Source organism: Cryobacterium sp. PAMC25264 (assembly GCF_019443325.1).
In the GTDB taxonomy this organism is placed as follows: Bacteria; Actinomycetota; Actinomycetes; order Actinomycetales; family Microbacteriaceae; genus Cryobacterium.
Genome location: NZ_CP080383.1, coordinates 271107 through 293951, shown reverse-complemented (window position 1 = coordinate 293951; position 22845 = coordinate 271107). Strand labels below are relative to the sequence as shown.

21 protein-coding genes and 1 pseudogene are annotated in these 22845 nt (G+C 70.1%); 9 read left to right on the top strand and 13 right to left on the bottom strand.

Annotated features, from left to right (window positions below):
- Window positions 1–149 precede the first annotated feature (149 nt).
- From KY500_RS01305 to KY500_RS01295, 3 genes are all read right to left on the bottom strand, one after another.
- Window positions 150–1658, bottom strand: coding sequence for a catalase (locus KY500_RS01305; protein ID WP_219902023.1), 1509 nt, complete (start codon window positions 1656–1658; stop codon window positions 150–152).
- Between the two features lie 52 nt (window positions 1659–1710).
- Window positions 1711–2241 (bottom strand): Fur family transcriptional regulator, encoded by a 531-nt coding sequence (locus tag KY500_RS01300; protein ID WP_219902022.1) that lies wholly within the window; start codon window positions 2239–2241, stop codon window positions 1711–1713.
- A gap of 66 nt (window positions 2242–2307) precedes the next feature.
- Window positions 2308–3735 carry an amidase gene (locus KY500_RS01295; protein WP_219902021.1) on the bottom strand — a complete coding sequence of 476 codons (1428 nt, stop codon included), beginning with the start codon at window positions 3733–3735 and terminating at the stop codon, window positions 2308–2310.
- A gap of 222 nt (window positions 3736–3957) precedes the next feature.
- Here KY500_RS01295 and KY500_RS01290 point away from each other — a divergent pair, with 222 nt between their 5' ends.
- Complete coding sequence (locus KY500_RS01290; protein ID WP_255579674.1) at window positions 3958–4782, top strand: SDR family oxidoreductase; 825 nt, start codon at window positions 3958–3960, stop codon at window positions 4780–4782.
- 15 nt (window positions 4783–4797) lie between these two features.
- Here the strand turns inward: KY500_RS01290 and KY500_RS01285 are convergent, their stop codons facing one another.
- Genes KY500_RS01285 through KY500_RS01270 form a run of 4 tightly spaced genes read right to left on the bottom strand, consistent with a single transcriptional unit; the run spans window position 4798 to window position 7384 of the window.
- Window positions 4798–5376 carry a GNAT family N-acetyltransferase gene (locus KY500_RS01285; RefSeq protein WP_219902020.1) on the bottom strand — a complete coding sequence of 193 codons (579 nt, stop codon included), beginning with the start codon at window positions 5374–5376 and terminating at the stop codon, window positions 4798–4800.
- A 30-nt stretch (window positions 5377–5406) separates the two neighbouring features.
- Window positions 5407–6114, bottom strand: a complete 708-nt coding sequence (locus tag KY500_RS01280; protein WP_219902019.1) for a uracil-DNA glycosylase — start codon at window positions 6112–6114, stop codon at window positions 5407–5409.
- 5 nt (window positions 6115–6119) lie between these two features.
- Entirely contained in the window at window positions 6120–6905 is a 786-nt protein-coding gene (locus KY500_RS01275; RefSeq protein WP_255579672.1) for a Type 1 glutamine amidotransferase-like domain-containing protein, read from the bottom strand.
- On the bottom strand, window positions 6848–7384 hold the full coding sequence (locus KY500_RS01270) for a phosphoribosyltransferase (RefSeq protein WP_066593375.1): 537 nt from the start codon (window positions 7382–7384) through the stop codon (window positions 6848–6850). Before KY500_RS01270 ends, KY500_RS01275 begins: the two co-directional genes overlap by 58 nt.
- A 505-nt stretch (window positions 7385–7889) precedes the next feature.
- Between KY500_RS01270 and KY500_RS01265 the strand changes: the two genes are divergently transcribed.
- A complete protein-coding gene (locus tag KY500_RS01265) occupies window positions 7890–8489 on the top strand; it encodes a molybdenum cofactor biosysynthesis protein (protein WP_255579670.1) in 600 nt (199 codons plus the stop codon).
- On the opposite strand, the gene KY500_RS01260 is transcribed toward KY500_RS01265, so the two are convergent.
- The 5 genes from KY500_RS01260 to KY500_RS01240 all read right to left on the bottom strand — a co-directional run bounded on the left by KY500_RS01260 (window position 8422) and on the right by KY500_RS01240 (window position 13735).
- Window positions 8422–9267: an NAD-dependent epimerase/dehydratase family protein gene (locus tag KY500_RS01260; RefSeq protein ID WP_219902018.1), complete on the bottom strand. Its 846-nt coding sequence runs from the start codon at window positions 9265–9267 to the stop codon at window positions 8422–8424. The two genes, KY500_RS01265 and KY500_RS01260, sit on opposite strands and share 68 nt — an antisense overlap.
- A gap of 58 nt (window positions 9268–9325) precedes the next feature.
- On the bottom strand, window positions 9326–10516 hold the full coding sequence (locus KY500_RS01255) for a bifunctional 2-methylcitrate synthase/citrate synthase (RefSeq protein WP_219902017.1): 1191 nt from the start codon (window positions 10514–10516) through the stop codon (window positions 9326–9328).
- Between the two features lie 68 nt (window positions 10517–10584).
- Complete coding sequence (gene prpB, locus KY500_RS01250) at window positions 10585–11493, bottom strand: methylisocitrate lyase (protein WP_219902016.1); 909 nt, start codon at window positions 11491–11493, stop codon at window positions 10585–10587.
- Window positions 11493–13028: an MmgE/PrpD family protein gene (locus KY500_RS01245; protein WP_219902015.1), complete on the bottom strand. Its 1536-nt coding sequence runs from the start codon at window positions 13026–13028 to the stop codon at window positions 11493–11495. Before KY500_RS01245 ends, prpB begins: the two co-directional genes overlap by 1 nt.
- Before the next feature lie 23 nt (window positions 13029–13051).
- On the bottom strand, window positions 13052–13735 hold the full coding sequence (locus tag KY500_RS01240) for a GntR family transcriptional regulator (protein WP_255579668.1): 684 nt from the start codon (window positions 13733–13735) through the stop codon (window positions 13052–13054).
- An 89-nt stretch (window positions 13736–13824) separates the two neighbouring features.
- On the opposite strand from KY500_RS01240, the gene KY500_RS01235 reads away from it, so the two are divergent.
- The 3 genes and pseudogenes from KY500_RS01235 (at window position 13825) to KY500_RS01225 (ending at window position 17955) form a co-directional block, all read left to right on the top strand.
- Window positions 13825–15849 (top strand): AMP-binding protein, encoded by a 2025-nt coding sequence (locus KY500_RS01235; RefSeq protein WP_219902014.1) that lies wholly within the window; start codon window positions 13825–13827, stop codon window positions 15847–15849.
- A 117-nt stretch (window positions 15850–15966) separates the two neighbouring features.
- Window positions 15967–16314 (top strand): DUF485 domain-containing protein, encoded by a 348-nt coding sequence (locus KY500_RS01230; protein WP_255579667.1) that lies wholly within the window; start codon window positions 15967–15969, stop codon window positions 16312–16314.
- A pseudogene (locus tag KY500_RS01225) lies at window positions 16311–17955 on the top strand (cation acetate symporter). The gene KY500_RS01230 and the pseudogene KY500_RS01225 overlap by 4 nt, the downstream one beginning before the upstream one ends.
- A 128-nt stretch (window positions 17956–18083) precedes the next feature.
- Here the strand turns inward: KY500_RS01225 and KY500_RS01220 are convergent.
- Entirely contained in the window at window positions 18084–18884 is an 801-nt protein-coding gene (locus KY500_RS01220) for an SDR family NAD(P)-dependent oxidoreductase (RefSeq protein WP_219902012.1), read from the bottom strand.
- Window positions 18885–18913: 29 nt separating this feature from the next.
- Here KY500_RS01220 and KY500_RS01215 point away from each other — a divergent pair, with 29 nt between their 5' ends.
- The 4 genes from KY500_RS01215 to KY500_RS01200 all read left to right on the top strand — a co-directional run bounded on the left by KY500_RS01215 (window position 18914) and on the right by KY500_RS01200 (window position 22834).
- Window positions 18914–19198 carry an acyltransferase family protein gene (locus KY500_RS01215; RefSeq protein WP_219902011.1) on the top strand — a complete coding sequence of 95 codons (285 nt, stop codon included), beginning with the start codon at window positions 18914–18916 and terminating at the stop codon, window positions 19196–19198.
- Window positions 19159–20025: an acyltransferase family protein gene (locus tag KY500_RS01210; RefSeq protein WP_219902010.1), complete on the top strand. Its 867-nt coding sequence runs from the start codon at window positions 19159–19161 to the stop codon at window positions 20023–20025. Before KY500_RS01215 ends, KY500_RS01210 begins: the two co-directional genes overlap by 40 nt.
- Window positions 20026–20163: 138 nt before the next feature.
- Window positions 20164–21492: a bifunctional o-acetylhomoserine/o-acetylserine sulfhydrylase gene (locus tag KY500_RS01205; RefSeq protein WP_066593328.1), complete on the top strand. Its 1329-nt coding sequence runs from the start codon at window positions 20164–20166 to the stop codon at window positions 21490–21492.
- Window positions 21493–21589: 97 nt separating this feature from the next.
- Window positions 21590–22834: a homoserine O-acetyltransferase gene (locus KY500_RS01200; RefSeq protein ID WP_219902009.1), complete on the top strand. Its 1245-nt coding sequence runs from the start codon at window positions 21590–21592 to the stop codon at window positions 22832–22834.
- The last annotated feature ends 11 nt before the right edge of the window (window positions 22835–22845 follow it).

The following is a 22845-nucleotide window of genomic DNA, read 5'->3' as shown; positions in this document are numbered from 1 at the left end:
TCGACAAGCTCGACCAGCGAACCGGGGCTCGACCAGCGGACGGGGGCCCGACCAGTGAACCGGGGCTCGTCCGGCGATCGGGGCGCGAAACGCGGATGGGCCGCGCGGCCGACCAGAGTCGACCGCACGGCCCAGGGGTGCAGTAGTGCTTAATACTCGCCGACGCCGACGGGCTCGGCGGACACGTTGGCCGAGGTGGCCTCCGCTTCGCCGTCCGCCAGGTTCAGCCGCAGGCTCGCGCCGAGCGTGGCGTCCACGTTCGTCCAGTACGCGATGGCGCGTTCCTTGACCTCGGGGCGGGTGACACCACCGACGGCTCCCGTGATCGTCTCGAGGAACCGGGCCTTGGCCGCGTCATCGAAGACGTCGCGGTACAGCGTGCCGGCCTGACCGAAGTCATCGTCGTCGGCGCGCAGGATCGCGGCGCTCCGCACGAGCGCACCGTCGCTCTCCCAGGTGCCGTCGCCCGCGAGGGCCTCGTCGGCGACGGGGCCGCCGAGCGAGTTGGGCGCGTAGTTCGGCGCACTGGCGTCGTTGAAGTGGTACCGGGCGGCGCCATCCTGCGAGTAGTTGTGCACCGGTGCCTGCGGGGCGTTGATCGGCAGCTGGTTGTAGTTGGTGCCCACGCGGTAACGCTGCGCGTCCGGGTAGGAGAAGATGCGCGCCATGAGCATCTTGTCGGGGCTGGCCGCGATGCCGGGCACGAAGTTGGCCGGCGAGAACGCGGCCTGCTCGATCTCGGCGAAGAAATTGCCCGGGTTGCGGTTGAGGGTGTGCGTGCCCACCTTGATCAGCGGGAAGTCGCTGTGCGGCCACACCTTGGTGAGGTCGAACGGGTTGAACCGGTAGGTCTTGCCCTCTTCGTACGGCATGACCTGTACGTGAACGTCCCAGGACGGGAAGTCGCCGGCGTCGATGGCCTCGTAGAGGTCGCGACGGTAGTGGTCGGCGTCGGCGCCCGCGATGAGCTCGGCCTCGGCGCCTTCCATCTCGACGTTGCCCTGGTTGGAGGTGAAGTGGTACTTCACCCAGAAGCGCTCGCCGGCTGCGTTGATCCACTGGTAGGTGTGCGAGCCGAAGCCGGGCATGGTGCGCCAGGAGCGCGGCAGGCCACGGTCGCCCATCAGGTAGGTCACCTGGTGAGCGGACTCGGGCGAGAGGGTCCAGAAGTCCCACTGCATGTCGGCGTCGCGGAGGCCCGAGCCAGGCAGGCGCTTCTGCGAGTGGATGAAGTCGGGGAACTTGATGCCGTCGCGGATGAAGAACACCGGGGTGTTGTTGCCGACGATGTCGTAGTTGCCCTCGGTGGTGTAGAACTTGACCGAGAAGCCGCGGACGTCCCGCCAGGTGTCGGGCGAGCCCTGCTCGCCGGCGACGCTGGAGAAGCGCTGCAGGGTGTCGGTGCGGGCGCCGGGCTGGAACAGCGCGGCACGGGTGTAGGCGGACACGTCGCCGGTGACCTCGAAGACGCCGTGTGCTCCGCCGCCCTTGGCGTGCACGATGCGCTCCGGGATACGTTCGCGGTTGAACTGGGCGAGCTTCTCGACCAGGTAGCGGTCGTGCAGGGCGGTGACGCCCTCAGAGCCGACGGTGAGGGAGTGCTCGTCGCTCGGGACCGGGGTTCCGGTCTGGGTGGTGGTGGGGGGCAGTGTTGTCATGGTGCTCCTTTGTGTCATGTGCTGGTCGTTCAGGTCATTCAGAAGGTGTCGTTCAGAGATCGGGGGCGGATGCCAAGGCGCCGGCCTGGCAGGCGGGGCAGAGGCCCCAGAAGGTCACCTCGGCGGTCTGCAGGATGAAGCCGGCGGAGTCGCCGGGTGTCAGGCACGGGGCTTCGCCCACGACGCACTCGACGTCGGTCACGGAGCGGCAGCCGGTGCAGATGAGGTGGTGGTGGTTGTCGCCCACCCGTCGTTCGAACAGGGCGGCGGAGCCGGCCGGTTCGATCCGGCGCACCAGTCCCGCGCTGGTGAAGGCGTTCAGCACGCCGTAGACCGCCTGCAGGCTGGTGCCGGGGAGCCCGGCGCTCACCGTATCGAAGAGCTGCTCGGCGGTGGCGTGGGCCGAGTCGGCCAGGCCGGTGAGCACGGCGAGGCGGGGCGCGGTGACTTTGAGGCCGGCGGCGCGGATGACGGCGGCGAAGTCATCCGCGTGGCTGTCTGTCGCGAGGTCGACGGCGTGGTGGCCGGTCGCGTGCTGACCGGCAGAGCGCTGCTCCGCGGTGATCGTTCGAGCTGCGGCCATGCCTCACGGTAGCAGTTGTTTTGAACCCTTCAAAATAAGACACGCCGAGCCGAGCCGTCGGAGGCGTCACACGCCGGGCGGCACCCGGTCCTGCCAGCGCAGCCGGCGCTCCAGTTGCGCGCCGAGGGCCAGCAGGGTGGCCTCGCCGCCCGGCCGGCCGATCAGCTGCACGCCCATCGGCAGGCCGTCCGGGGTCTGGGCCACTGGCAGGGTGATGGCCGGCAGACCGGACACATTGACCATCGAGGTGAACGGCGTGTACTGCACCTGCTGGGCGAAGTTGCGTTCGCCGTCGACGGCGTCGTACCAGCCGACGGGCCGGGGCGTGAGTGCCAGCGCCGGGGTGAGCACGGCGTCGAACCGGCCCAGCTGGCGGATCAGTGAGCGCTCGTAGGTCGCCAAGGTGGTCAGCGCCTCGGCCACGTCGCGGCCGGCCAACGCCCGTCCGCGGTGCATCAGCCAGCGGGTGAGGGGTTCGAGCAGGGCCTCCTGCTCGGTGGTTTCGGCGGGAATCCGGGCGGCGCTGAGCTGCCAGAGCGCGCGGAACGCCGGCGCGTAGCTCGGGTCCGGCTCCAAGGCGGTTTGCTCGATGCCGTGGCCCATGGCAGTGAAACCGTCGACAGCCACGGCGAGCGCGGCCAGCGCCTCCGGGTCCAGGCTGATCTCGTAGGCGTCATCCCAGGCCGAGGTGGTCATCACGCCCAGCTGGTAGCGGCCTTCGCCGCGAACGGCGGCGCCGAGAAGTTGCTCGTCTTCCCCGGGTGCCCGCACGGCGAACGGATGCGCCGGCCGGCCGCCGTCCGGCGCGATCATGGCGTCCAGCAGCAGCGCGGCATCCGCCACGGTGCGCGCGAGCGGGCCGGCCACGGGAAGACCCCCTGGCACGTCGAGGCCGCTCGCCGCGGGGATCCGGCCGCGGGACGGCTTGACCCCGACCAAACCGCAGGCGGCGGCCGGGATGCGCACCGATCCGCCGCCGTCGCTGCCCGGGGCGAACGGCAGCATCCGCGCCGCCACGGCTACGGCGGCGCCCCCGCTGGAGCCGCCGGCGCCCAGCGCCGGGTTCCAGGGGTTGCGGGCCGGAGCGCCAGCCACGGGTTCGGTGTATGACGGCAGGCCGAATTCGGGGGTGGCGGTCTTGCCCAGGCTCACGCCGCCGGCCTCGTCGAGGGCCTGCACGAGCAGGTCGCTTGTCTCGGGCACGGTGCCGCGCATCAGCCGGGAGCCGAACCCCACGGGCACGCCGGCGCGTTGCTGCAGGTCCTTGTCGGCGAAGGGGAGCCCCCACAGTGGCCGGGTGCGGGGCACCTCGGTTTCCACCTGCCTGGCGCGGGCGAGGGCGGCCTCGGCGGTCACGGTGACGAAGGCGCCGAGCCCGGGGTTCAGCCGCTCGATGCGGGTCAGGTAGTGCCGGGTGAGCTCGGTGGGGCTGATCTCGCCCTGCTGCAGGGAGCGCCACTGCTCGAGGGCGGTCAGTTCGTGGAGGTCGGCCATCCCCCGAGCCTAGCGACCGAGCCCATCACCGCCCCGGCCCGGGGCCGCAGGCGGACGGTCGCCGCCCCATTGCGCGCCAACTGGCCCCGTTCCGGACATCTGCACCCGGTGTGCCGGGACCAGATGTCCGCTTCGGGGCCAGTTGGGCCGGCGGCCGGGACGGATGCGGGCGCCGGGCGCCGGGACTGGCAGCGGGAGCCTGCGCCCGGGTAGCCTCTGAAGATGACCCGCACTGACGCTGCCGCTCTGTACAACCCGATGGGCACCACCGCGCTGATCACCGGGGCGTCGAGCGGACTGGGCGTGGGCTTCGCCCACGAGCTCGCCCGCCGGGGCGCAGACCTGGTGCTCACCGCACGCCGGCTGGACCGGCTCGAGGCCCTCGCCGTGGACCTGGCCGAGAAATACGGCACGGTGTCCACCGTGATCCCGCTCGACCTGGCCGCCCCCGGCGCCGTCGCCGAGCTCGTGCACGACCTCGACGACCGAGGAGTCCGGGTGAGCACCCTGGTGAACAACGCCGGCTTCGGCCTGTTCGGCAGCATGGTGGATGCGCCGGAGGCACCGGTGCACGACCAGGTGGCGGTCAACGTCCAGGCGCTCACCGATCTCACCCATGCCCTCCTGCCGGGCCTGCTCAGCGCGGCGCTCACGCATCCGCAGGGCGCGGCGCTGGTGAACGTCGCGAGCACGGCGGCGTTCCAGCCGGTACCCCGGCTGGCCGTCTACGCCGCGAGCAAGGCCTACGTGCTCAGTCTCACCGAGGCGCTCTGGTACGAGACCCGCGGTACCGGGCTCAAGGTCACCGCGCTGTGCCCCGGCCCGACCGAGACCGAGTTCTACACCGTCGCCCACCGCTCCACGGCCGGCCCCCGCCGCCTGGCCAGTGTGGACGAGGTGATGCGCACGGCCTTCGATGCGCTCGATACGCCCCGCACTCCCCCACACGCGGTCAGCGGCGGACAGAACCGACTGCTGGCCTGGCTGGCCTCGGTGTCGCCCCGGCGCACCGTGGTGACGGTGACCGGGCGGCTGTCGCGCCGGTGAGCGCCGGGCTACGGCCTACTTGAGGCTCTTCTGCAACAGCACGGTGCCCAGCCAGCGCTCGAACTTGAAGCCGACCTTGCCCATCCGGCCGATCTCCTCGAAGCCGAAGTCCTGGTGCAGCTTGATCGACGCCTCCGCCCCCTGGTCGGCGATCACGGCGATGATCTCCTTGAGACCGGCGGCCTTCGAGCGTTCGATGAGTTCGGTCAGCAGCACCCGTCCCAGGCCCTTCCCGGTGGATGCCGCGCCCAGGTAGATCGAGTTCTCCACCGTGAACCGGTACGCCTTCTTCTGCTTCCACGGGCTCACCAGCGCGTAGCCGAGCAGTTGTCCGGCCGGCGACTCGGCCACGATGAACGGCATGCCGAGCTTGCTCAGGTAGGCGAACTTGTCGCGCCACTCGGCGAGGGTCATCGCATCCTCGTCGAAGGTGACGGTGCTGTTGGCCACGTAGTAGTTGTAGATCTCCCGAATGTCGGGAAGATCTGTGTCCACCGCATCCCGAAGCGAGTACTCGAACGGCGCCTCGGGCGCGGGCGCCGGCGTCAGGTGACGCGGCAGCCGTCGACGCGGCTGGTATTCCTCTTCTAGCACCGGATGGGTCCTCTCCACATGGGAATCAGATTACTGCAGCGCCCAGTCCACGGCCGCCGCGTCCTGCTCGGCCAGCAGCGCGTTGGCGCGGCTGAACGGGCGGGAGCCGAAGAAGCCGCGCCGGGCCGAGAGCGGGCTGGGATGCGCCGAGACGAGTGCGGGGGTCGACCCGAGCAGCGGCAGCAGGTTCTCGGCGTCCCTGCCCCAGAGGATGGCGACCAGCGGCGTGCCGCGGCCGGCCAGCGCCCGGATGGCTTGCTCGGTCACGGCCTCCCAGCCGTGCCGGCGGTGCGACCCGGCGGCGCCGGCCTCGACCGTGAGGACCCGGTTGAGCAGCAGCACCCCGTGCCGGGTCCAGGGGGTCAGGTCGCCGCCGTCCGGTTTCGGTAGGCCGAGGTCGTCGTGCAACTCGGTGAAGATGTTCGCCAGGCTCCGCGGCACCGGGCGCACCTCACCGGCCGCCGAGAAGGCCAGGCCCACCGGATGCCCGGGCGTGGGGTACGGGTCCTGGCCCACGATGAGCACGCGCACCTCGTCGAACGGTTGCCGGAAGGCGCGCAGGATGTTCTCCGGCGCCGGCAGCACCTCGGCGCCCGCCGTGGCCCGCTGCCGAGCGAAGGCGAGCGGGGCCGCAAACGGTGCCACGGCACTGACGTCGACGGGGCCGGCATGCTCTCCGAGCCCGAAGGCCCGCGCCCAGCCGGGCTCGATCAGCGCGGGGGCGATCGGTGCGGGCATCCGGCTCAGGAGCCGAAGGTGCTCACCAGCACCCCGCCCTCGGATTCGCTCACGGTCCAGACGCTGCCGGTTCCGGCCACGCCCAGGGTGCCCTGGCCCACGATCAGCACGGTGCCCTCGTCGACGGCCAGGCCGCCGCGGATGAGGCCGGCCTCGGTGGCGGCGACCATGCGGGACAGCGTGCCCCACTGGGCGGCGTGCACATCCACGGTCACGTCGAGCAGGCCGATGCCGTTCTCGATGGTGATCTCGTCGAGCCCCTCCGAGGCGTCCAGGGGGCTCACCGGTACACCGCCGATCTGCCAGCCGCCGAGCACGGCGCGTTCGGCAGCGATCATGGCGCCGGCGGAATAGCCGAGGTACGGGATGCCGGCGGCCACCTGACGGCGGATCTCCCCGGCGATAGGGGTGAGGGCGCTGAGGTAGGCGGGGGTCAGGCCGCCGCCGATCACGATGCCGTCGACATCCGCCACGGCGAGCAGGGTGGCTTCGTCGGTGAGGCCGAGCACCGTGAGGTGCGGGTCGACCGGCCCGGCGGCGCCGATGGCCGCGAGCAGCTTGGCGGCGTGGTCGGCGCCGTCGGCGTCCCGCACCACGATGACGGCCAGGCGCGGTTCGTCGCGGCCGGCCGCGGTGGCGCGCAGGGCGGCTTCGGCCAGGAACGGCCCATAGACCACGGCGTCGTTCTCGGTGGCGTTCTCGGCGGCCCAGCCGCCGCCGACGAGGTGGATGCTCATGCGTCGACCGCGCTCGTCAGCGGGGTGGCCGTCACGGGCGGCAATGCCGACCACGGGAAGACGATCCAGCCGTCGGTCTCCCGCCAGGTGAAGTCGGGCACGTGCACCGTGCGCGGCTTGGTGTACAGCGTCGCGGAGCGCACCTCGCCGGCCGATTCCTTGAGGATGCCCACCACCAGGGCCAGGGTGTGGCCCGAGTCGGAGACGTCGTCCACCAACAGGACGCGCTTTCCGGCCAGCGCCGGGGCGTCGAGCATCGGGCCGGAGAGCACGGGCTCCGGCAGACGCTCGTCGATGCCGGTGTAGAACTCCACGTTGATGGAGCCGCAGTTCTTGGTGCCGAGGGCGTACGAGATGGCCCCGGCCAGCAGCAGGCCGCCGCGCGCGATGGCGATGACGACGTCGGGCTGGAACCCGCTTGCCAGCACCGTGCTGGCCAATGACCTGGACGCGTCGGCGAATTCGGTCCACTCCAGCACCTCGCGGGGCGGATCGACGGTGGCGGGGGTCTCGGCGTGCTGGTCCTGTTGCATTTGTCAATGGTAGAACCTCCCGCGCCCGCCGCGCGCGGACGAAGGGCCCAGTGTGGGCCCGGTACCACGGCCGGTGCGGATACGGAAGACTAGCGGGATGATCACACTGCAGCAGGATGCCGACGGCTTCGTCCGCATGAACCGGCATTTCCCCGCCAAGACGCCTATCACCATCCGTTTCACCGACGGCACGACGGCGAGTACACCGGCGCGCGGCTCAATGAGCTCTACGACGCGGCCCTGGCCACCTTCCGCGCCGAGAACCGCCTCGACGCCAAGGGCTTCTCCCGTGCGCCGGTCAAGTCCGTGCACCCCACCCACAACGTCGAGTTCGTGCCCGTGCAGTCCGGAATGGCCCCCTAACCCACCCACTCACCGATCGGGATGCCTAACTCCTGCTCACTCCCGCCGCGGCGGCCACTCTCCCGAAATTCCGGCATCCGGTGGTCGTCTCCGGAAGGATTGCAGGAGTGAGGCAACCGGGTGGACGCATAGTCTGGTCGTTGTGAGTGACCTCCCGTACCGCGCCGAGCTGGAGATCGTGCTGCTGCACGCCTCCCCCGTGCACCGGTACGAAGGGCGCCCGGCCGATGGGCCGCTGCCGGCGGTGGGCGAGGAGAGTCACGAACGCATCGAGGTGCGCGCGGGCATGGGCATCGTGGGCGACCGGCACTTCGGCCGACGGGCGCACGTGCAGGCGTCGGTCACGGTGATGAACGCCGACGTCCTCACGCAGGTAGCCGACGACCTCGGGCTGCCGCGCACCCTCGACCCGGCCGACACCCGGCGCAACATCCTGCTTCGCGGCGTGGACGTCGACGCCCTGCGCGGGGCGATCTTCTCGCTCGACAGCGGTGACGGTCCCGTCGAATTCCGGGCGCACCGGCCCGCGAACCCCTGCGCCTGGATGGATGTGACGCTCGCCCCCGGCGCCCACCGCGCGCTCCGCGGGCGTGGCGGGCTTCGCTGCGAGCCGGTGACCGACGGGATCCTGCGGCTCGGCCCGGCCACGATGCGGTGCAGTGTGCCGCTGGTGGTTACGGGTGCCGCACGCCCTGCCCGGCCAGAACGGCCCGGTAGCCCTCCCGGTAGCTCGGGTAGCTGAAGCTGAAGCCGGTCTCGAGGATGCGCCGGTTGTCCACGCGCTTGTCGCCGCCACGCCTGCTGCCGGTCTCGACGATCTCGGGCACGGGCAGGCCGAGCTCGCCGGCGATGAAGGCCAGCACCTCGGCGGCGGGCACCGGAGTGGAGTCCACCCCGAGGTAGAGCGGGTCGGGCGCCTTGGCCCGGCAGAGCAGGTGCACGATCATCGCGGCGGCGTCGTCGCGGTGGATCCGGTTGGTCAGGCGGGTGCGCTCGCCCACGGTGGCGCGCCCCGAACGCACCTGGTCGATCAGACGCTCCCGGCCGGGGCCGTAGATGCCGCCGAGGCGCAGCACCACGGCCGAGGGGAGGCGGCTCCGCAGCAGCTGTTCGGCCTCGAGCAGGATCGCGTCCGTGCCGGCGTCCGAGGTCGCCGGGGTCGTCTCGTCGACGGTGCTGCCGTCGTCCACGTCGTAGACGGCCGTCGAGGACACCATCAGGAAACGGCGCGGCGTCACCTGCGCCTCATCCAGGGCGTCGAGCAGGTTGGCCAGCCCGGTCACATAGGCGGCCCTGTACAGCTCGGGGTCGGGGCTGCCCGCGGTGATGGCCACGATCACGAGGTCGGTGTCCGGCGGCACCTGGGGCTTCTCCCGGGTCAGGTCGACGGACTGCCCGTCGAGCGCAGCCGGCAACAGCCCGGCCCGGCGGCGGAGGCCCACCACGTGCTGGCCGAGCGCAGTCAGGCGGAGGCCCGCCTCGGTGCCGAGGTCGCCGCATCCGGCAATAAGAACAGTCATTCCCCCAGTATGAAGGCGCGCAGCATTCAGCCGCGCCCGACGCAGCGACGCCGCCCGCTCAGAGCACCTCGCCCGGCGGCGGTGGGGCCAGGTGCCGCTCCGGTGTGCCGTTGTAGAACGACAGCGGCCTGATGAGGGAGTTCGCGGCCAGCTGCTCCATGATGTGCGCCGTCCAGCCGGTCACCCGGGCCGCCACGAAGATCGGCGTGAACGTGGCGGTATCGAAACCCATCAGGTGATAGGCCGGCCCGGACGGGTAGTCCAGGTTCGGCAGGATGCCGGTGCGCTCGGCCATACCGGTGGCGAGTGCCTCGTAGAGCTCGAGCAGGTCGGGGCGGTCGTAGTGCTCGATGAGGGTCAGCAGGGCCGCGTGCATGGTGGGCACCCGGCTGTCTCCGTGCTTGTAGACCCGGTGGCCGAAGCCCATCACCTTGCGTTTGTGCGCGAGGGTGTCGTCCAGCCAGCGTTCGGCACGCTCGGCAGAACCATCGCCCAGGCCGATCTCGTTGAAGATGTGCATCACGGCCTCGTTGGCGCCGCCGTGCAGCGGCCCCTTGAGCGCGCCCACGGCCCCGGTGACGGCCGAGTACAGGTCGGAGAGGGTCGAGGTGATCACCCGCGCGGTGAAGGTGGACGCGTTGAAGGAGTGCTCGGCGTACATGATCATCGACACATCGAAGGCCTCGACCACGGGCAGTTCGGGCACCTCGCCGAAGGTCATGTAGAGGAAGTTGGCCGAGTAGCCCAGGTCGTCGCGCGGTTCGACGAGTTCGAGCCCGCGCCGGCGGCGCTGGTCGTAGGCGACGATCGCCGGCAGCTGAGCGAACAGGTGCAGCGACTTGGCCAGGTTCGCTTCCACCGAGGAATCCGGCGTGGTGAGGTCGTTGGCGCCGATCACGCTCACGGCCGTGCGCACCACGTCCATGGGGTCCGCGGAGGTGGGGATCTCATCGATAACCCGGCGCACCGAGTGGTCGAGCCGGCGCAGGGCCCGCTCGGCCCTCTCGAACTCGGCCAGTTCGGCATCCGTGGGCAGCTCGCCGTTCCAGAGCAGGTACGCGACCTCTTCGAAGCTCTTCTGGGCGGCGAGTTCCTGTACCGGGTAACCGCGGTACAACAGCGAGTTCGAGTCGGGGTTGACCTTGGAGACGGCCGTCGAGTCGGCCACGACTCCGGCTAGCCCGCGGTGGATCTCGGGCACGACCGGTGGTTCCTCCACGGACCTGTGGGTGGGCTGGTTGATGGTCATGTCGCTCCTCTGCGTCCTGATTCTTAGCCGTGCTGGTGGTGCTGCCGTCCGTGTGTCGTGCTGGTGGGCTAGCCCTCGTGGCCGCTCAGCGTGAAGTTGAAGATCCCCGAATCGAAGCGATTGTAAGCCTCGTAGTCGAGCAACTGATAGAGCTCAGCGCGGGTCTGCATGGCCGGGAGCAGGCTGGTCAGCGACCCCTCGGCGACGATCGTGTCCAATCCCTGTTCGGCCGCGCCCATGGCCAGCCGCAGCAGCGACACCGGGAAGATCACGAGGTTGATCCCGACGCCCTCGAGCTGGTCCACCCGGAACAGCTCGCTCTTGCCGAATTCGGTCATGTTCGCCAGGATCGGCACGTCCACCGCCGCCCGGATCGCCTCGAATTCGGCCAGGGTGCCCATGGCCTCGGGGAAGATCGCGTCGGCGCCGGCGTCCGCCAGGGCCTTCGCCCGGTCGATCGCGGCATCCAGCCCGTCGACGGCGCGGATGTCGGTGCGCGCCATGATGAGCAGATTCGGGTCACGACGGGCATCCACGGCGGCGCGGATGCGCTTGAGGGCGGTGTCGGTGTCGACCACCTGCTTGCCGTCCAGATGGCCACAGCGTTTGGGGTTGACCTGGTCCTCGATGTGCAGTCCGGCCACGCCGGCGTCCTCGAGTGTCTGCACCGTGCGGGCCACGTTCATCGGCTCGCCGAAGCCGGTGTCGGCGTCGACCAGCGTGGGCAGGTCGGTCATCCGGGAGATCTGCTGGCTGCGGCCGGCGACCTCGGTGAGGGTGGTCAGGCCGATATCGGGCAGGCCGAGGTCGGCCGCGAGCACGGCGCCGGAGATGTAGACCCCCTCGAAGCCCTTGGCCTGGATCAGCTTGGCGGAGAGCGGGTTGAACGCCCCGGGGAAGCGCAGCAGGCTGCCGCCGGCGAGGTCGGCGCGCAGCTTCTCGCGCTTGGCGGCGGGGGTGAGTGCGGAGTAGAGCATCAGAAGATTCCGTTCAGGCTGGGCAGCGTGTCGAAGAGGCCGGGCCGGGCCACGAGGGTGAGCGAGCCGAGCTCGGCACCGGAGAGCTCGGGGAGGCGCTGGGCGAGGTCGAGGAACCGCTCGATCTCCGGCGGCTCCAGGGCGTCGCCGGCGAGCAGCCGGAACTTGGCGACGTAGTCCTCCCGCACGAAGGGGCGGGCGCCGAGCGGATGCGCATCCGCCACGGCCAGCTCGTCGACCAGCCGGGTGCCGTCGGCCAGCAAGATCTCCACCCGGCCGCCGAAGGCCCTCTCGGCCGGATCGGTGGAGTGGTAGCGGCGGGTCCACTCGGCGTCTTCGCTCGTGGTCACGGTGTTCCACAGGGCCACGGTGTCGGCCCGCCGGGCCCGTTCGGGCAGGTAGGAGTCCACGTGGTGCCAGCTGCCGTCCTGCAGCGCGACGGTGAAGATGTACGGCACCGAGTGGTCCAGTGTCTCCCGGCTGGCCCGCGGGTCGTACTTCTGCGGGTCGTTTGCGCCGGAGCCGATGACGTTGTGGGTGTGGTGCGAGGTGTGGATGACGATCGACCGCACCGCGCCCGGCACCAGGATCTCGGGGTGCTCGCGGTGGAGCTTCCGGGCCAGGTCGATGAGGGCCTGGGCCTGGTACTCGGCCGAGTGCTCCTTGGTGAAGCTGTCCAGGATCGCGCGTTTGGGCTCGCCGCCGGCCGGCAGCGACACGTCGTAGGACGCCTCGGGCCCGTCAAGCAGCCAGGCGATGACGCCGTCCTCGCCCTCGTAGATCGGGGTGGGGCTGGTCTGGCCACGCATGGCCCGGTCGACGGCCTCAACGGCCATCTTGCCGGCGAACGCCGGTGCGAACGCCTTCCAGCTGGAGATCTCCCCCTTGCGGGACTGCCGGGTGGCCGTGGTGGTGTGCAGGGCCTGGCCGATGGCCTGGAAGATCGTGTCGGGATCCAGGCCCAACAGGGTGCCGATGCCGGCCGCGGCCGACGGACCCAGGTGGGCGACGTGGTCGATCTTGTGCTTGTGCAGACTGATCGAGCGGGCCAGATCGATCTGCACCTCGTAGCCCGTGGCGATGCCGCGCACCAGCTCGTGCCCGGTGAGGCCGCGGGCGGCGGCCAGGTGCTGGGCCACGGCCACGATCGGCGGGATGTTGTCGCCCGGGTGCGAGTACTCGGCGGCGAGGAAGGTGTCGTGGTAGTCGAGCTCCCGCACGGCGACACCGTTGGCCCAGGCCGCCCATTCCGGCGACACCCGGCGACCGCTGGGCGGGCCGAACACTGTAGCGCCGTCGCCGCCGCCTGAGCGCGGATGCGCCAGCGCCTGGGAGCGAGCCGCGGCGACCGGGTCGCGGGTGAGCGAGGCCGCCGCGACGGCGGCGTTGTCGATCATCCGATTGATGATCATCTCGGTCACATCATTGTCGACGGGCACCGGGTCGGCCGCGCAGGCGGCGAGCTTCCAGGCCAGTTGTTCGGTGCGTGCAGGGCTGTTCTCGCTCGGGTGAACGCGCACTTCGGTGGACTGCACGGGTGGTCCTTTCGGTCGGGAGGTCAGGAAGCCTGGTCGGTGGAGCCGAGCACCGCGAGCACGCTCGCCAGGCTCAGGTGGAGGTGCACATGGGTGGCGTGCGCGGCGAGCGCCGCGTCGCCGTCGATGATCGCGTCGAGGATCAGCAGGTGTTCGGCCGCCGCCTGGCGCAGCCGCACCGGGTTGCCGCGGGCGACCCGGCGGATGCGCGCCAGGTGCGTACGCACCGTGTCGAGGGCTCCCACCAGGAAGGCGTTGTCGACGGCGGCATCGATGGCCGCGTCGAACTCGTCGATCAGGGCGTAGTACTCGTGGATGCCGGTCTCACCGTCGTCGAGCAGGGCGGGAGCGGCGAGGAACCGTTCGCGCAGCATCCCGAACGCCGAACGATCGGCGCCTCGGGCAGCCAGGGTCGCCGCGCGCTCCTCGAGGGCCTCGCGTAGCTCGTAGAGATCGTTGATCGACTCGACCGACATCGCGGTGACCGAGAAGCCCCGGCCGCTGCGACCGGCGACGAGGCCATCGGTGACCAGCCGGGCCACGGCGGAGCGCAAGGGAGTGCGGGAGACCCCGAGTCTGGCGGACTGTTCCACCTCCAGAAGCACGGTTCCGGCCGGAAGCACCCCGTCGAGAATCTCGTCGCGCAGCACCCGGTAGGCCCGGTCGCTGGCCCGCTCCGGTGCGGCCCTCACGGTTTCTGTATACACAAGTGCATTCTATTCCCCTATTGCCGCGATTGTGCAAGACTAACCGCACCTTGTGTATACATGAGAGCTTCAATGGAGAGGTTCACACCATGACCGACCACACCGTAAGCACTCGCACCACACCGCGCACCGACGCGCCAGGTACCCCGCCGGCCACCCCGCCAGAGGCCGGCACCGGCGCGTACCGTGCGACCTGGCGACGCAGCATCGAGACACGCGAGGAATTCTGGCTGGACGCCGCACGGCTCGTCGACTGGGTCGACCCGCCCCGCGCGGCGCTCACCGAGCACTCCCCCACCGAGTACCGCTGGTTCGCCGACGGCACCCTCAACACGAGCTACAACGCCCTCGACCGGCACGTGCTGGCCGGCCGCGGCGACCACACCGCGCTCATCTATGACTCCGCCATGACCGGCACCCGGGCCCAGATCAGCTACCGCGACCTGCTCGAGAGGGTTGCCCGCTTCGCCGGCGTGCTCCGCGCGGCCGGCGTGGGGCGGGGCGACCGGGTGGTCGTCTACCTGCCGATGATCCCGGAGGCCGTCGTGGCCATGCTCGCCTGCGCCCGCATCGGGGCCGTGCACTCGGTGGTTTTTGGCGGTTTTGCCGCCAGCGAGCTCGCGGTGCGCATCGACGACGCCCGTCCCACAGTGCTTGTCACGGCCTCGGGCGGGCTCGAACCGGGCAAGACCGTCGAGTACCTGCCGCTCGTGCGGAAAGCGCTCGACCAGAGCGCCGGGTCGGTGCACACCGTCATCGTGCAGAACCGGCACGCCATCCCGGGGTCCGCCGCCGACTACGCGTCCGACGCCGCTGACGGCGCGGCCGTGCGCTGGCTGGACTGGGCCGAGGCCGCGGCTGCGGCCACCCCGGCCGAGCCGGTCACCGTCGCCGCCGATGACCCGCTGTACATCCTCTACACCTCAGGCACGACGGGAAACCCGAAGGGCATCATCCGCGACAACGGCGGCCACGCCGTGGCGCTGACCTGGTCGATGCGGAACATCTACGACATCGGCCCCGACGATGTCTTCTGGGCGGCGTCCGACGTGGGCTGGGTGGTCGGGCACTCCTACATCGTCTACGCGCCGCTGCTGGCCGGCGCCACCACCGTCATCTACGAGGGCAAGCCCATCGGCACCCCGGATGCCGGCGCCTTCTGGCGAGTCGTGCAGGACTACCGGGTGAACGTGTTGTTCACCGCCCCCACCGCCATCCGTGCCATCCGGCGGGTCGACCCGGAGCTGGCCGAACTGGCCCGGTACGACGTGTCCAGCCTCACCGCGCTGTTCCTGGCCGGCGAGAGGCTCGACCCGGAGACCTTCCACTGGGCCAACGACGGCCTGCACTGCCCGGTCGTCGACCACTGGTGGCAAACCGAGACCGGGTGGGCCATCTGCGCCAACCCGCGCGGCATCGAAGAGCTGCCCACCAAGCCCGGGTCCACGGCCGTGCCCGTACCCGGCTACGACATCGCCATCCTCGACTCGAAGGGAGCCCGCATCACGAAGCCGGGCAAGGACGGCAATATCGCCATCCGGCTGCCGCTGCCACCCGGCTCGCTGCTGGGCATCTGGGGCGGCGACGACAGGTTCGCCAGCGCCTACCTCACCGCCTTTCCCGGGTTCTACGCCACCGGCGACTCCGGCCACATCGACGCCGACGGCTACCTCTACGTGATGGGCCGCACCGACGACGTGATCAACGTCGCCGGGCACCGGCTCTCCACCGGATCCCTCGAGGAGGTCCTCACCCGGCATCCGGCCATCGCGGAGTGCGCGGTGCTCGGCGTGCACGACCCGCTGAAGGGCCAGCGTGCCGCCGGCTTCGTCACGCTCAAGGCCGGCTGGGTCGTCGACCACGACCTGCTCAGCGCCGAGCTGGTCAACCTGGTGCGCGAGCACATCGGCCCGGTGGCGGCGTTTAGGGATGTGACCATCCTGGAGCGGTTGCCCAAGACCCGCTCGGGCAAGATCCTGCGCAAGACCATCCGCCAGATCGTCGACGGTGAGCCGTACAAGGTGCCGCCCACCATCGAGGACCCCGCCACCCTCGACGCCCTCGTCCAGGCGGTGCGCCCCGCCCCCACCGCGATCCCCGCAGTCCCCGCCTAACTGTTCCCCGTGCGGACAAATGCGCCCGGTACGCCGGGACCAGTTGTCCGGAACGGGCACAGTCGCGACCGACCTATGCACTCAGCCATCCCATCTCACCGGAGCAAAGGAGCCCCATTGAAGGAATCACTGAAAGACGCCCGGCCGGGAGGATCGATCGACTACGTCGAATTCGAGACCTCTGAACGCTTCGTCAACCTGCAACGGCGGCGCCGGCGGTTCGTGATCCCGCTCGCCGTGTTCTTCCTGGTCTGGTACTTCGCCTTCGTGCTGGTGGCCGCCTACCTGCCCGACGTGATGGCGCAGCCGGTCTTCGGCAGCGTCAACCTTGGCCTGCTGCTCGGCCTCGGCCAGTTCGTCACGACGTTCGCCATCACCATCTGGTACGTCGCGTTCTCCAACCGGGTGCTCGACCCGCTGGGCGCGGACCTGCGCGCCGAGCTCGAAGCGAAGGCCGCCGCATGATCGCCGTGAGCCTGAACACGCCGGCTGTCGCCCGGGTGGCCGCGGAGGTCGCCGCACAGGCCGAGACCAACCCCGTCCTGAACATCTCGATCTTCCTGGCCTTCGTCGCCGTCACCCTGGTGATCGTGATCCGGGCCGGTCGCAACAACCGCACCGCCGCGGACTACTACACCGGCGGGCGTTCCTTCACCGGCCCGCAGAACGGCTTCGCGATCGCCGGCGACTACCTCTCGGCGGCGTCCTTCCTCGGCATCGTCGGCGCCATCGCCGTCAACGGCTACGACGGGTTCCTCTATTCGATCGGTTTCCTGGTCGCCTGGCTCGTGGCGCTGCTGTTGGTGGCCGAACTGATGCGCAACACCGGCAAGTTCACCATGGCGGATGTGCTTTCCTTCCGGCTGGCGCAACGGCCGGTGCGCGTCGCCGCCGCCACGACCACCCTTGCGGTGTGCTTCTTCTACCTGCTCGCCCAGATGGCCGGTGCCGGCGGACTCGTATCGCTGCTGCTGGGCATCAACGACAAGCTCGGCCAGTCCATCGTGGTCACCGTGGTGGGCGGCCTGATGATCCTCTACGTGCTCATCGGAGGCATGAAGGGCACCACCTGGGTACAGATCGTCAAGGCGTTCCTGCTCATCATCGGAGCCGGCGCCATGACGGTCTGGGTGCTGGTGATCAACGGGTTCAACCTGTCCACCCTGCTCGACGCCGCCGTCGCGAACTCCGCGGTCACCCCGGCCGGCGCCATCCTCGCCCCTGGGCTGCAGTACGGGCACAACCCGCTGGACTTCATCTCGCTGGCCATTGCCCTGGTGCTCGGCACCGCGGGCTTGCCGCACGTGCTGATGCGCTTCTACACCGTGCCCAGCGCCAGGGAGGCCCGGCGCTCGGTCGTCTGGGCAATCTTCCTGATCGGGGCGTTCTACCTGTTCACGCTGGTGCTCGGCTTCGGCGCGGCGGCCCTCGTGGGCGCCGACACCATCCTGGCGTCTCCCGGCGGCGTGAACTCGGCCGCCCCACTGCTATCGCTGGCGCTCGGTGGTCCACTGCTTCTCGGCCTGATCTCGGCGATCGCGTTCGCGACCATCCTCGCGGTGGTGGCCGGACTGACCATCACGGCGGCCACCTCTTTCGCGCACGACATCTACGCGAGCGTGATCAAGAAGGGCAAGGGCGACCCCGACGGCGAGGTCAAGATCGCCCGGCGCACCGTCGTGGTGATCGGCATCCTCGCGATCGCCGGCGGCATCGGTGTGCAGGGGCAGAACATCGCGTTCCTCGTGGCGCTGGCCTTCGCCGTCGCTGCGAGCGCCAACCTGCCCACCATTTTGTACTCGTTGTTCTGGCGCGGCTTCACCACCCGCGGCGCACTGTGGAGCATGTACGGGGCTTGGGTTCGGCGATCCTGCTGATCGTGTTCTCGCCGGTGTTCTCCGGCACGCCCACCTCGATGTTCGGTGAGGGCGTGAACTTCGCGCTCTACCCGCTGAACAACCCGGGCATCATCTCGATCCCGCTGGCTTCTTCCTCGGCTGGCTCGGCTCGGTCACAAGCACCAAGCGGGAAGATCCGAAGCTGGCCGCCGAGATGGCGGTGCGCTCCCTCACCGGCTTCGGCGCCGAGAAGGCCAGCGAGCACTAGTCACGCTCCCCCTACTCCGACCTGACGGCTGCAACTGTGGCCGAAACGGACAATTGCGCCCGGTACGCCGGGCGCAATTGTCCGTTCGGGAAACAGCTACCGCGGCCGACGGGGCGGTGCGGGCGGGATCAGGTCAGGCGCGGGGCCAGAGGGCCGCGGGCGACCAGGGTGGTGGAGGCCTGGGCGACGGGCTTGACCACCACGAGGTCCAGATTCACGTGCGCGGGCATCTCCACGGCGGCCACGACAGTGGCGGCCACGTCGTCGGCCACGAGCGGGTTGACCACGTTCGAGTACGCCGCCCGGGCCTTCTCGGCGTCGCCGTTGAAGCGCACCAGGCCGAATTCCTCGGTCTGCACCATGCCGGGTGCCACCTCGATCACCCGGATCGGCTCGCCGTTCAGCTCCAGGCGCAGCACCTCGGTCATGGCGTGCGCGGCGAACTTGGCGGCGTTGTACCCGCCGCCGCCAATGTAGGCGGTGTGCCCGGCGGTGGAGGTGATGTTGACGATGTCCGCGGACACGTCGGTTGCGGCGCCCGCTTCCGGCGCGGCGACCGAGGCGCGCAGCAGCGGCAACAGCGCGCTGGTGACCCGCTTCACCGCGAGCACGTTGATCTCGTACATCCAGGCCCAGTCCTCGAGCGAGCCGTTCTCCACGGAGTCGAGGCCCTTGGCGCCGCCGGCGTTGTTGATCAGGGCGTTCACCGGCCCGGATGCGGCGAGGAAGTCCCGCAGCGCATCCACGTCAGCCTGCACGGTGAGGTCGGCGGTGAAGACCGCAGCCCCGGTCTCCGCGGCGAGCTCCGCCAGCCGGTCGGCGCGGCGGGCCACGCCCACCACATCCCAACCGTGCTCCCGGAACAGGCGCACGGTGGCCGCCCCGATTCCGCTACTCGCACCGGTAACCACGACTCTTCTTTTGCCCATTGCCCTATTCTGCCCGGAGAATGGACCCGATGAGTTCGCCGACCAAGACCCCGCACGACGCCGGCCCGCACAAGCCCAAGCGCCGGGTTCCGCTCTGGGACAACGCCCGCTGGATCGCCATCACCCTGATGGTCATCGGGCACGCCATCCTCAAACTCATCGGCGAGTCCGACACCGCCTACGGCGTCTACCTGTTCATCTACGCCTTCCACGTTCCGGTGTTCGTCGCCGTGAGCGGGTATTTTGCCAAGTCTGGTCCGCCGGGCCCCGGCAGATGCACCGGCTCATCACCGACATCGTCTTCCCGTACCTGATCTTCCAGAGCATCTGGACCCTGATCAGTTGGGGGCTCAGCGGCACTCTCAAGGTCGACTACTCCAGCCCGTCCTGGACGCTCTGGTTCCTCATCGCGCTGGCCATCTGGCGGGTGCTGCTGCCCTATCTGGTGTTGCTGCGGTACCCGCTGCTGATCGCCATCGCCATCTCGGTGGGCGCCGGGTACGTCGGCGACATCGACAGCACCTTCTCGCTGTCGCGCACGCTGGGCCTGCTGCCGTTCTTCGTGTTCGGCTGGAAGCTGCGCCAGTGGCCCCTCACCGCCCAGTGGATGCACCTGTCGCCGGCCGCGGTCTGGCGCTGGCGGAGCGGCGCGATCGCGCTGTTCGGCGTGTTGGCGTTGCTTGTGACCGTCAACATCGTGGGCGTGCGGGACCTGCGCCTGCGCAGTTTCACGCTCTACGACGAGGCCTACTGGCAGTTCGGCTACGACCAGTTCTGGGCCGGCGTCATCCGGCTGGGCCTGATGCTCGCCTCGTTCGGGTTCATCCTGGCGTTCCTCATGCTGATGCCCCGCCGGGCCACCTGGTTCACCCCGCTGGGCGCGGCCACCATGTACATCTACCTGCTGCACACCTTCTTGCTCTACCCCCTGCGGGAAACCGGGGTGCTCGACGGGCCGCAGCCGGCCTGGGTGCTGCCCGGCGTGATCCTGCTGGCGATCGGCATCTCAGTGCTGCTGTCGGTGCCCGTGGTCAAACGGATCTTCCGGCCCCTCGTCGAGCCCCGGCTGCGCTGGCTGTTCCGGCAGGAGCCGTCCACCCACACGGGCACCATCGTGTTGCCGCACGGGCCGGGAAAATAACCCACCGGCAGATGACGTTGTGTGTCCGGACGCGTTGTCGCACGCGGCCGGGCTGCCTAGGGTTGCTGCAGACGGAGCGAAAGCGCTCCGCACACCGCTGCCGGCATGCCGGCCCACGCACGAACAGGGAGACCGACCATGAGCGATTCCGCAGACTGGAAGTTCGAAACCAAGCAGGTCCACTCCGGGGCCCGCCCTGACCCGGTGACCAACGCCAGGGCCACGCCGATCTACCAGACCACCTCCTACGTCTTCAACAGCGCAGAGCACGCCCAGAACCTGTTCGCGCTGGCCGAATTCGGCAACATCTACACCCGCATCCAGAACCCGACCCAGGCCGTGGTCGAAGAGCGCGTCGCCGCCCTCGAGGGCGGCACCGGTGCGCTGCTGCTGGCATCCGGCCAGTCGGCCTCGACCTTCGCGGTACTCAATATCGCCCAGGCCGGCGACCACATCGTCTCGTCGAGCTCGATCTACGGCGGCACCTACAACCTCTTCAAGTACACGCTCGCCAAGCTCGGCATCGAGACCACCTTCGTGGAAGACCAGGACGACGCGGCCGAGTGGGCGCGTGCCGTTCGGCCCAACACCAAGCTGTTCTTCGCCGAGACCATCGGCAACCCCAAGATCAACGTGCTCGACATCGCCCTCGTCGCCGAGGTCGCGCACACCAACGGGGTGCCGCTGATCGTGGACAACACCATCGCCACGCCGTACCTGATCCGCCCGTTCGAGCACGGCGCCGACATCATCGTGCACTCAGCAACCAAGTTCCTCGGCGGCCACGGCACCGTGATCGGCGGCGTCATCGTGGACGGCGGCCTATTCGAGTGGACGGCCAACGTCGAGAAGTTCCCGGGCCTGACCGAGCCGGACCCGTCGTACCACGGCGCCAGCTACACCGCGGCGGTCGGCGACGGCCTGGCCTACATCATCAAGGCCCGCGTGCAGCTGCTGCGCGACCTCGGCAGCGCCATCGCCCCGGCCAGCGCCTGGCAGCTCATCCAGGGCATCGAGACGCTGAGCCTCCGCATCGAGAGGCACGTCTCCAACACGCAGACGATCGCCGAGTTCCTGGAGAACCACCCGGACATCGCGTCGGTCAACTACGCCGGCCTGCCGTCGAGCCCCTGGTACGCCACGGCCAACACCTACGCCCCGCTGGGTGTGGGCGCCGTGCTGTCGTTCGAGCTCAAGGGCGGCGTGGATGCGGGCCGTGCGCTGGTGGACAACCTCACCCTGTTCAGCCACCTGGCGAATATCGGCGACGTGCGTTCGCTCGTCATCCACCCGGCGTCCACGACCCACGCCCAGCTCACCCCCGAGCAGCAGCTCACCGCGGGAGTCACGCCCGGCCTGGTGCGGCTGTCGGTGGGTATCGAGAACGTCGCCGACCTGCAGGCCGACCTCGAAGCTGGGCTCGCTGCCGCGCGCGCCGTGGTGCAGGCCTCCCGCGCGAACGCATAGTCGGACGCGCTGGGCGGACGCGCCGGGCAGACGCGCCGGGCGGGACATGACGTAACAATCGGCGGTCAAGGCCGGAAGTTGGCCACAATGGAGCCGTATGGAATGGCAATACTCCGAGGACACCGTCCCGTCCAGCCTCGTCACCGAGGCACAGGTACGATCCGTTGCGGGTAAACCACCGGTCACCGGCGCCTGGCGCGACGGCGACCCGGTGGGCCACCGACGCTTCGTCGACATCGGCGGCCTGGATCTCGAGGCAGGCCAGCGCCTGCCGGCGGCCCGGATCGCCTACGAGAGCTGGGGCGAGCTCTCCCCCGCTCGGGACAATGCCGTGCTTGTGCTGCACGCCCTCACCGGCGACAGCCACCTGGTCGGCGCCTCCGGCTCCGGGCATCCCACCGCCGGCTGGTGGAGCGGAATCGTGGGTCCCGGCCTCGCCCTCGACACGGACCGCTGGTTCGTCGTGGCACCGAACATGCTCGGCGGCTGCCAGGGCAGCACCGGGCCCGCCTCACTCGCACCCGACGGGTCCGAGTGGGGGCCGCGGTTCCCGTACCTCACCATCCGCGACCAGGTGGCGGCGCAGGTGGCCTTCAGCGACCGGCTCGGCATCGACAGGTGGGCCGCCATCGTGGGCGGCTCGATGGGCGGCATGCACGTGCTGGAATGGGGCATCGACCAGCCCGACCGGGTGGACCGCCTCGGCATCCTCGCGGCCCCGCCCGTCACCACGGCCGACCAGATCGCGCTCAACTCGGTGCAGATCGAGGCGATCCGCACCGACCCGTTGTTCCGCTCCGGCGAGTACTACGACGCCGACGCCGGCGACGGCCCGAGCCGCGGCCTCGCGCTGGCCCGGCGGATGGCCCTGCTCAACTACCGCAGCCCGTCCGAACTCAATTCGCGCTTCGAGCGCAGCTGGCAGAGCGACATCACCCCGCTGGGTTCGCACGGCCGGTTCGCCGTCGAGTCCTACCTCGACTTCCACGGCAACAAGTTCACCCGGCGCTTCGACGCGAACAGCTACGTCACTCTCGTCGAGGCGATGAACTCCCACGATGTGGGCCGCGGCCGCGGCGGTATCGACGCCGCCCTGGCCCGCATCACGGCCCGCACCCTGATCGTCGGCATCGACAGCGACAGGCTGTTCCCCGTCGACGGGCAACGCGTGATCGCCGCCGGCCTCGGCGCCGGCCTCGGCCTGGGTCCGGGCCCGGCCGGCGCGGGGACGGTGGTGATCGAGTCCGGCTACGGCCACGACGGCTTCCTCATCGAGGACGAGGCCATCGGCGCCCAACTGCGCCGGCTCCTGGCCGCGCCGGGCCCTGACCAGGAGGGTTGACAGGCTCACGG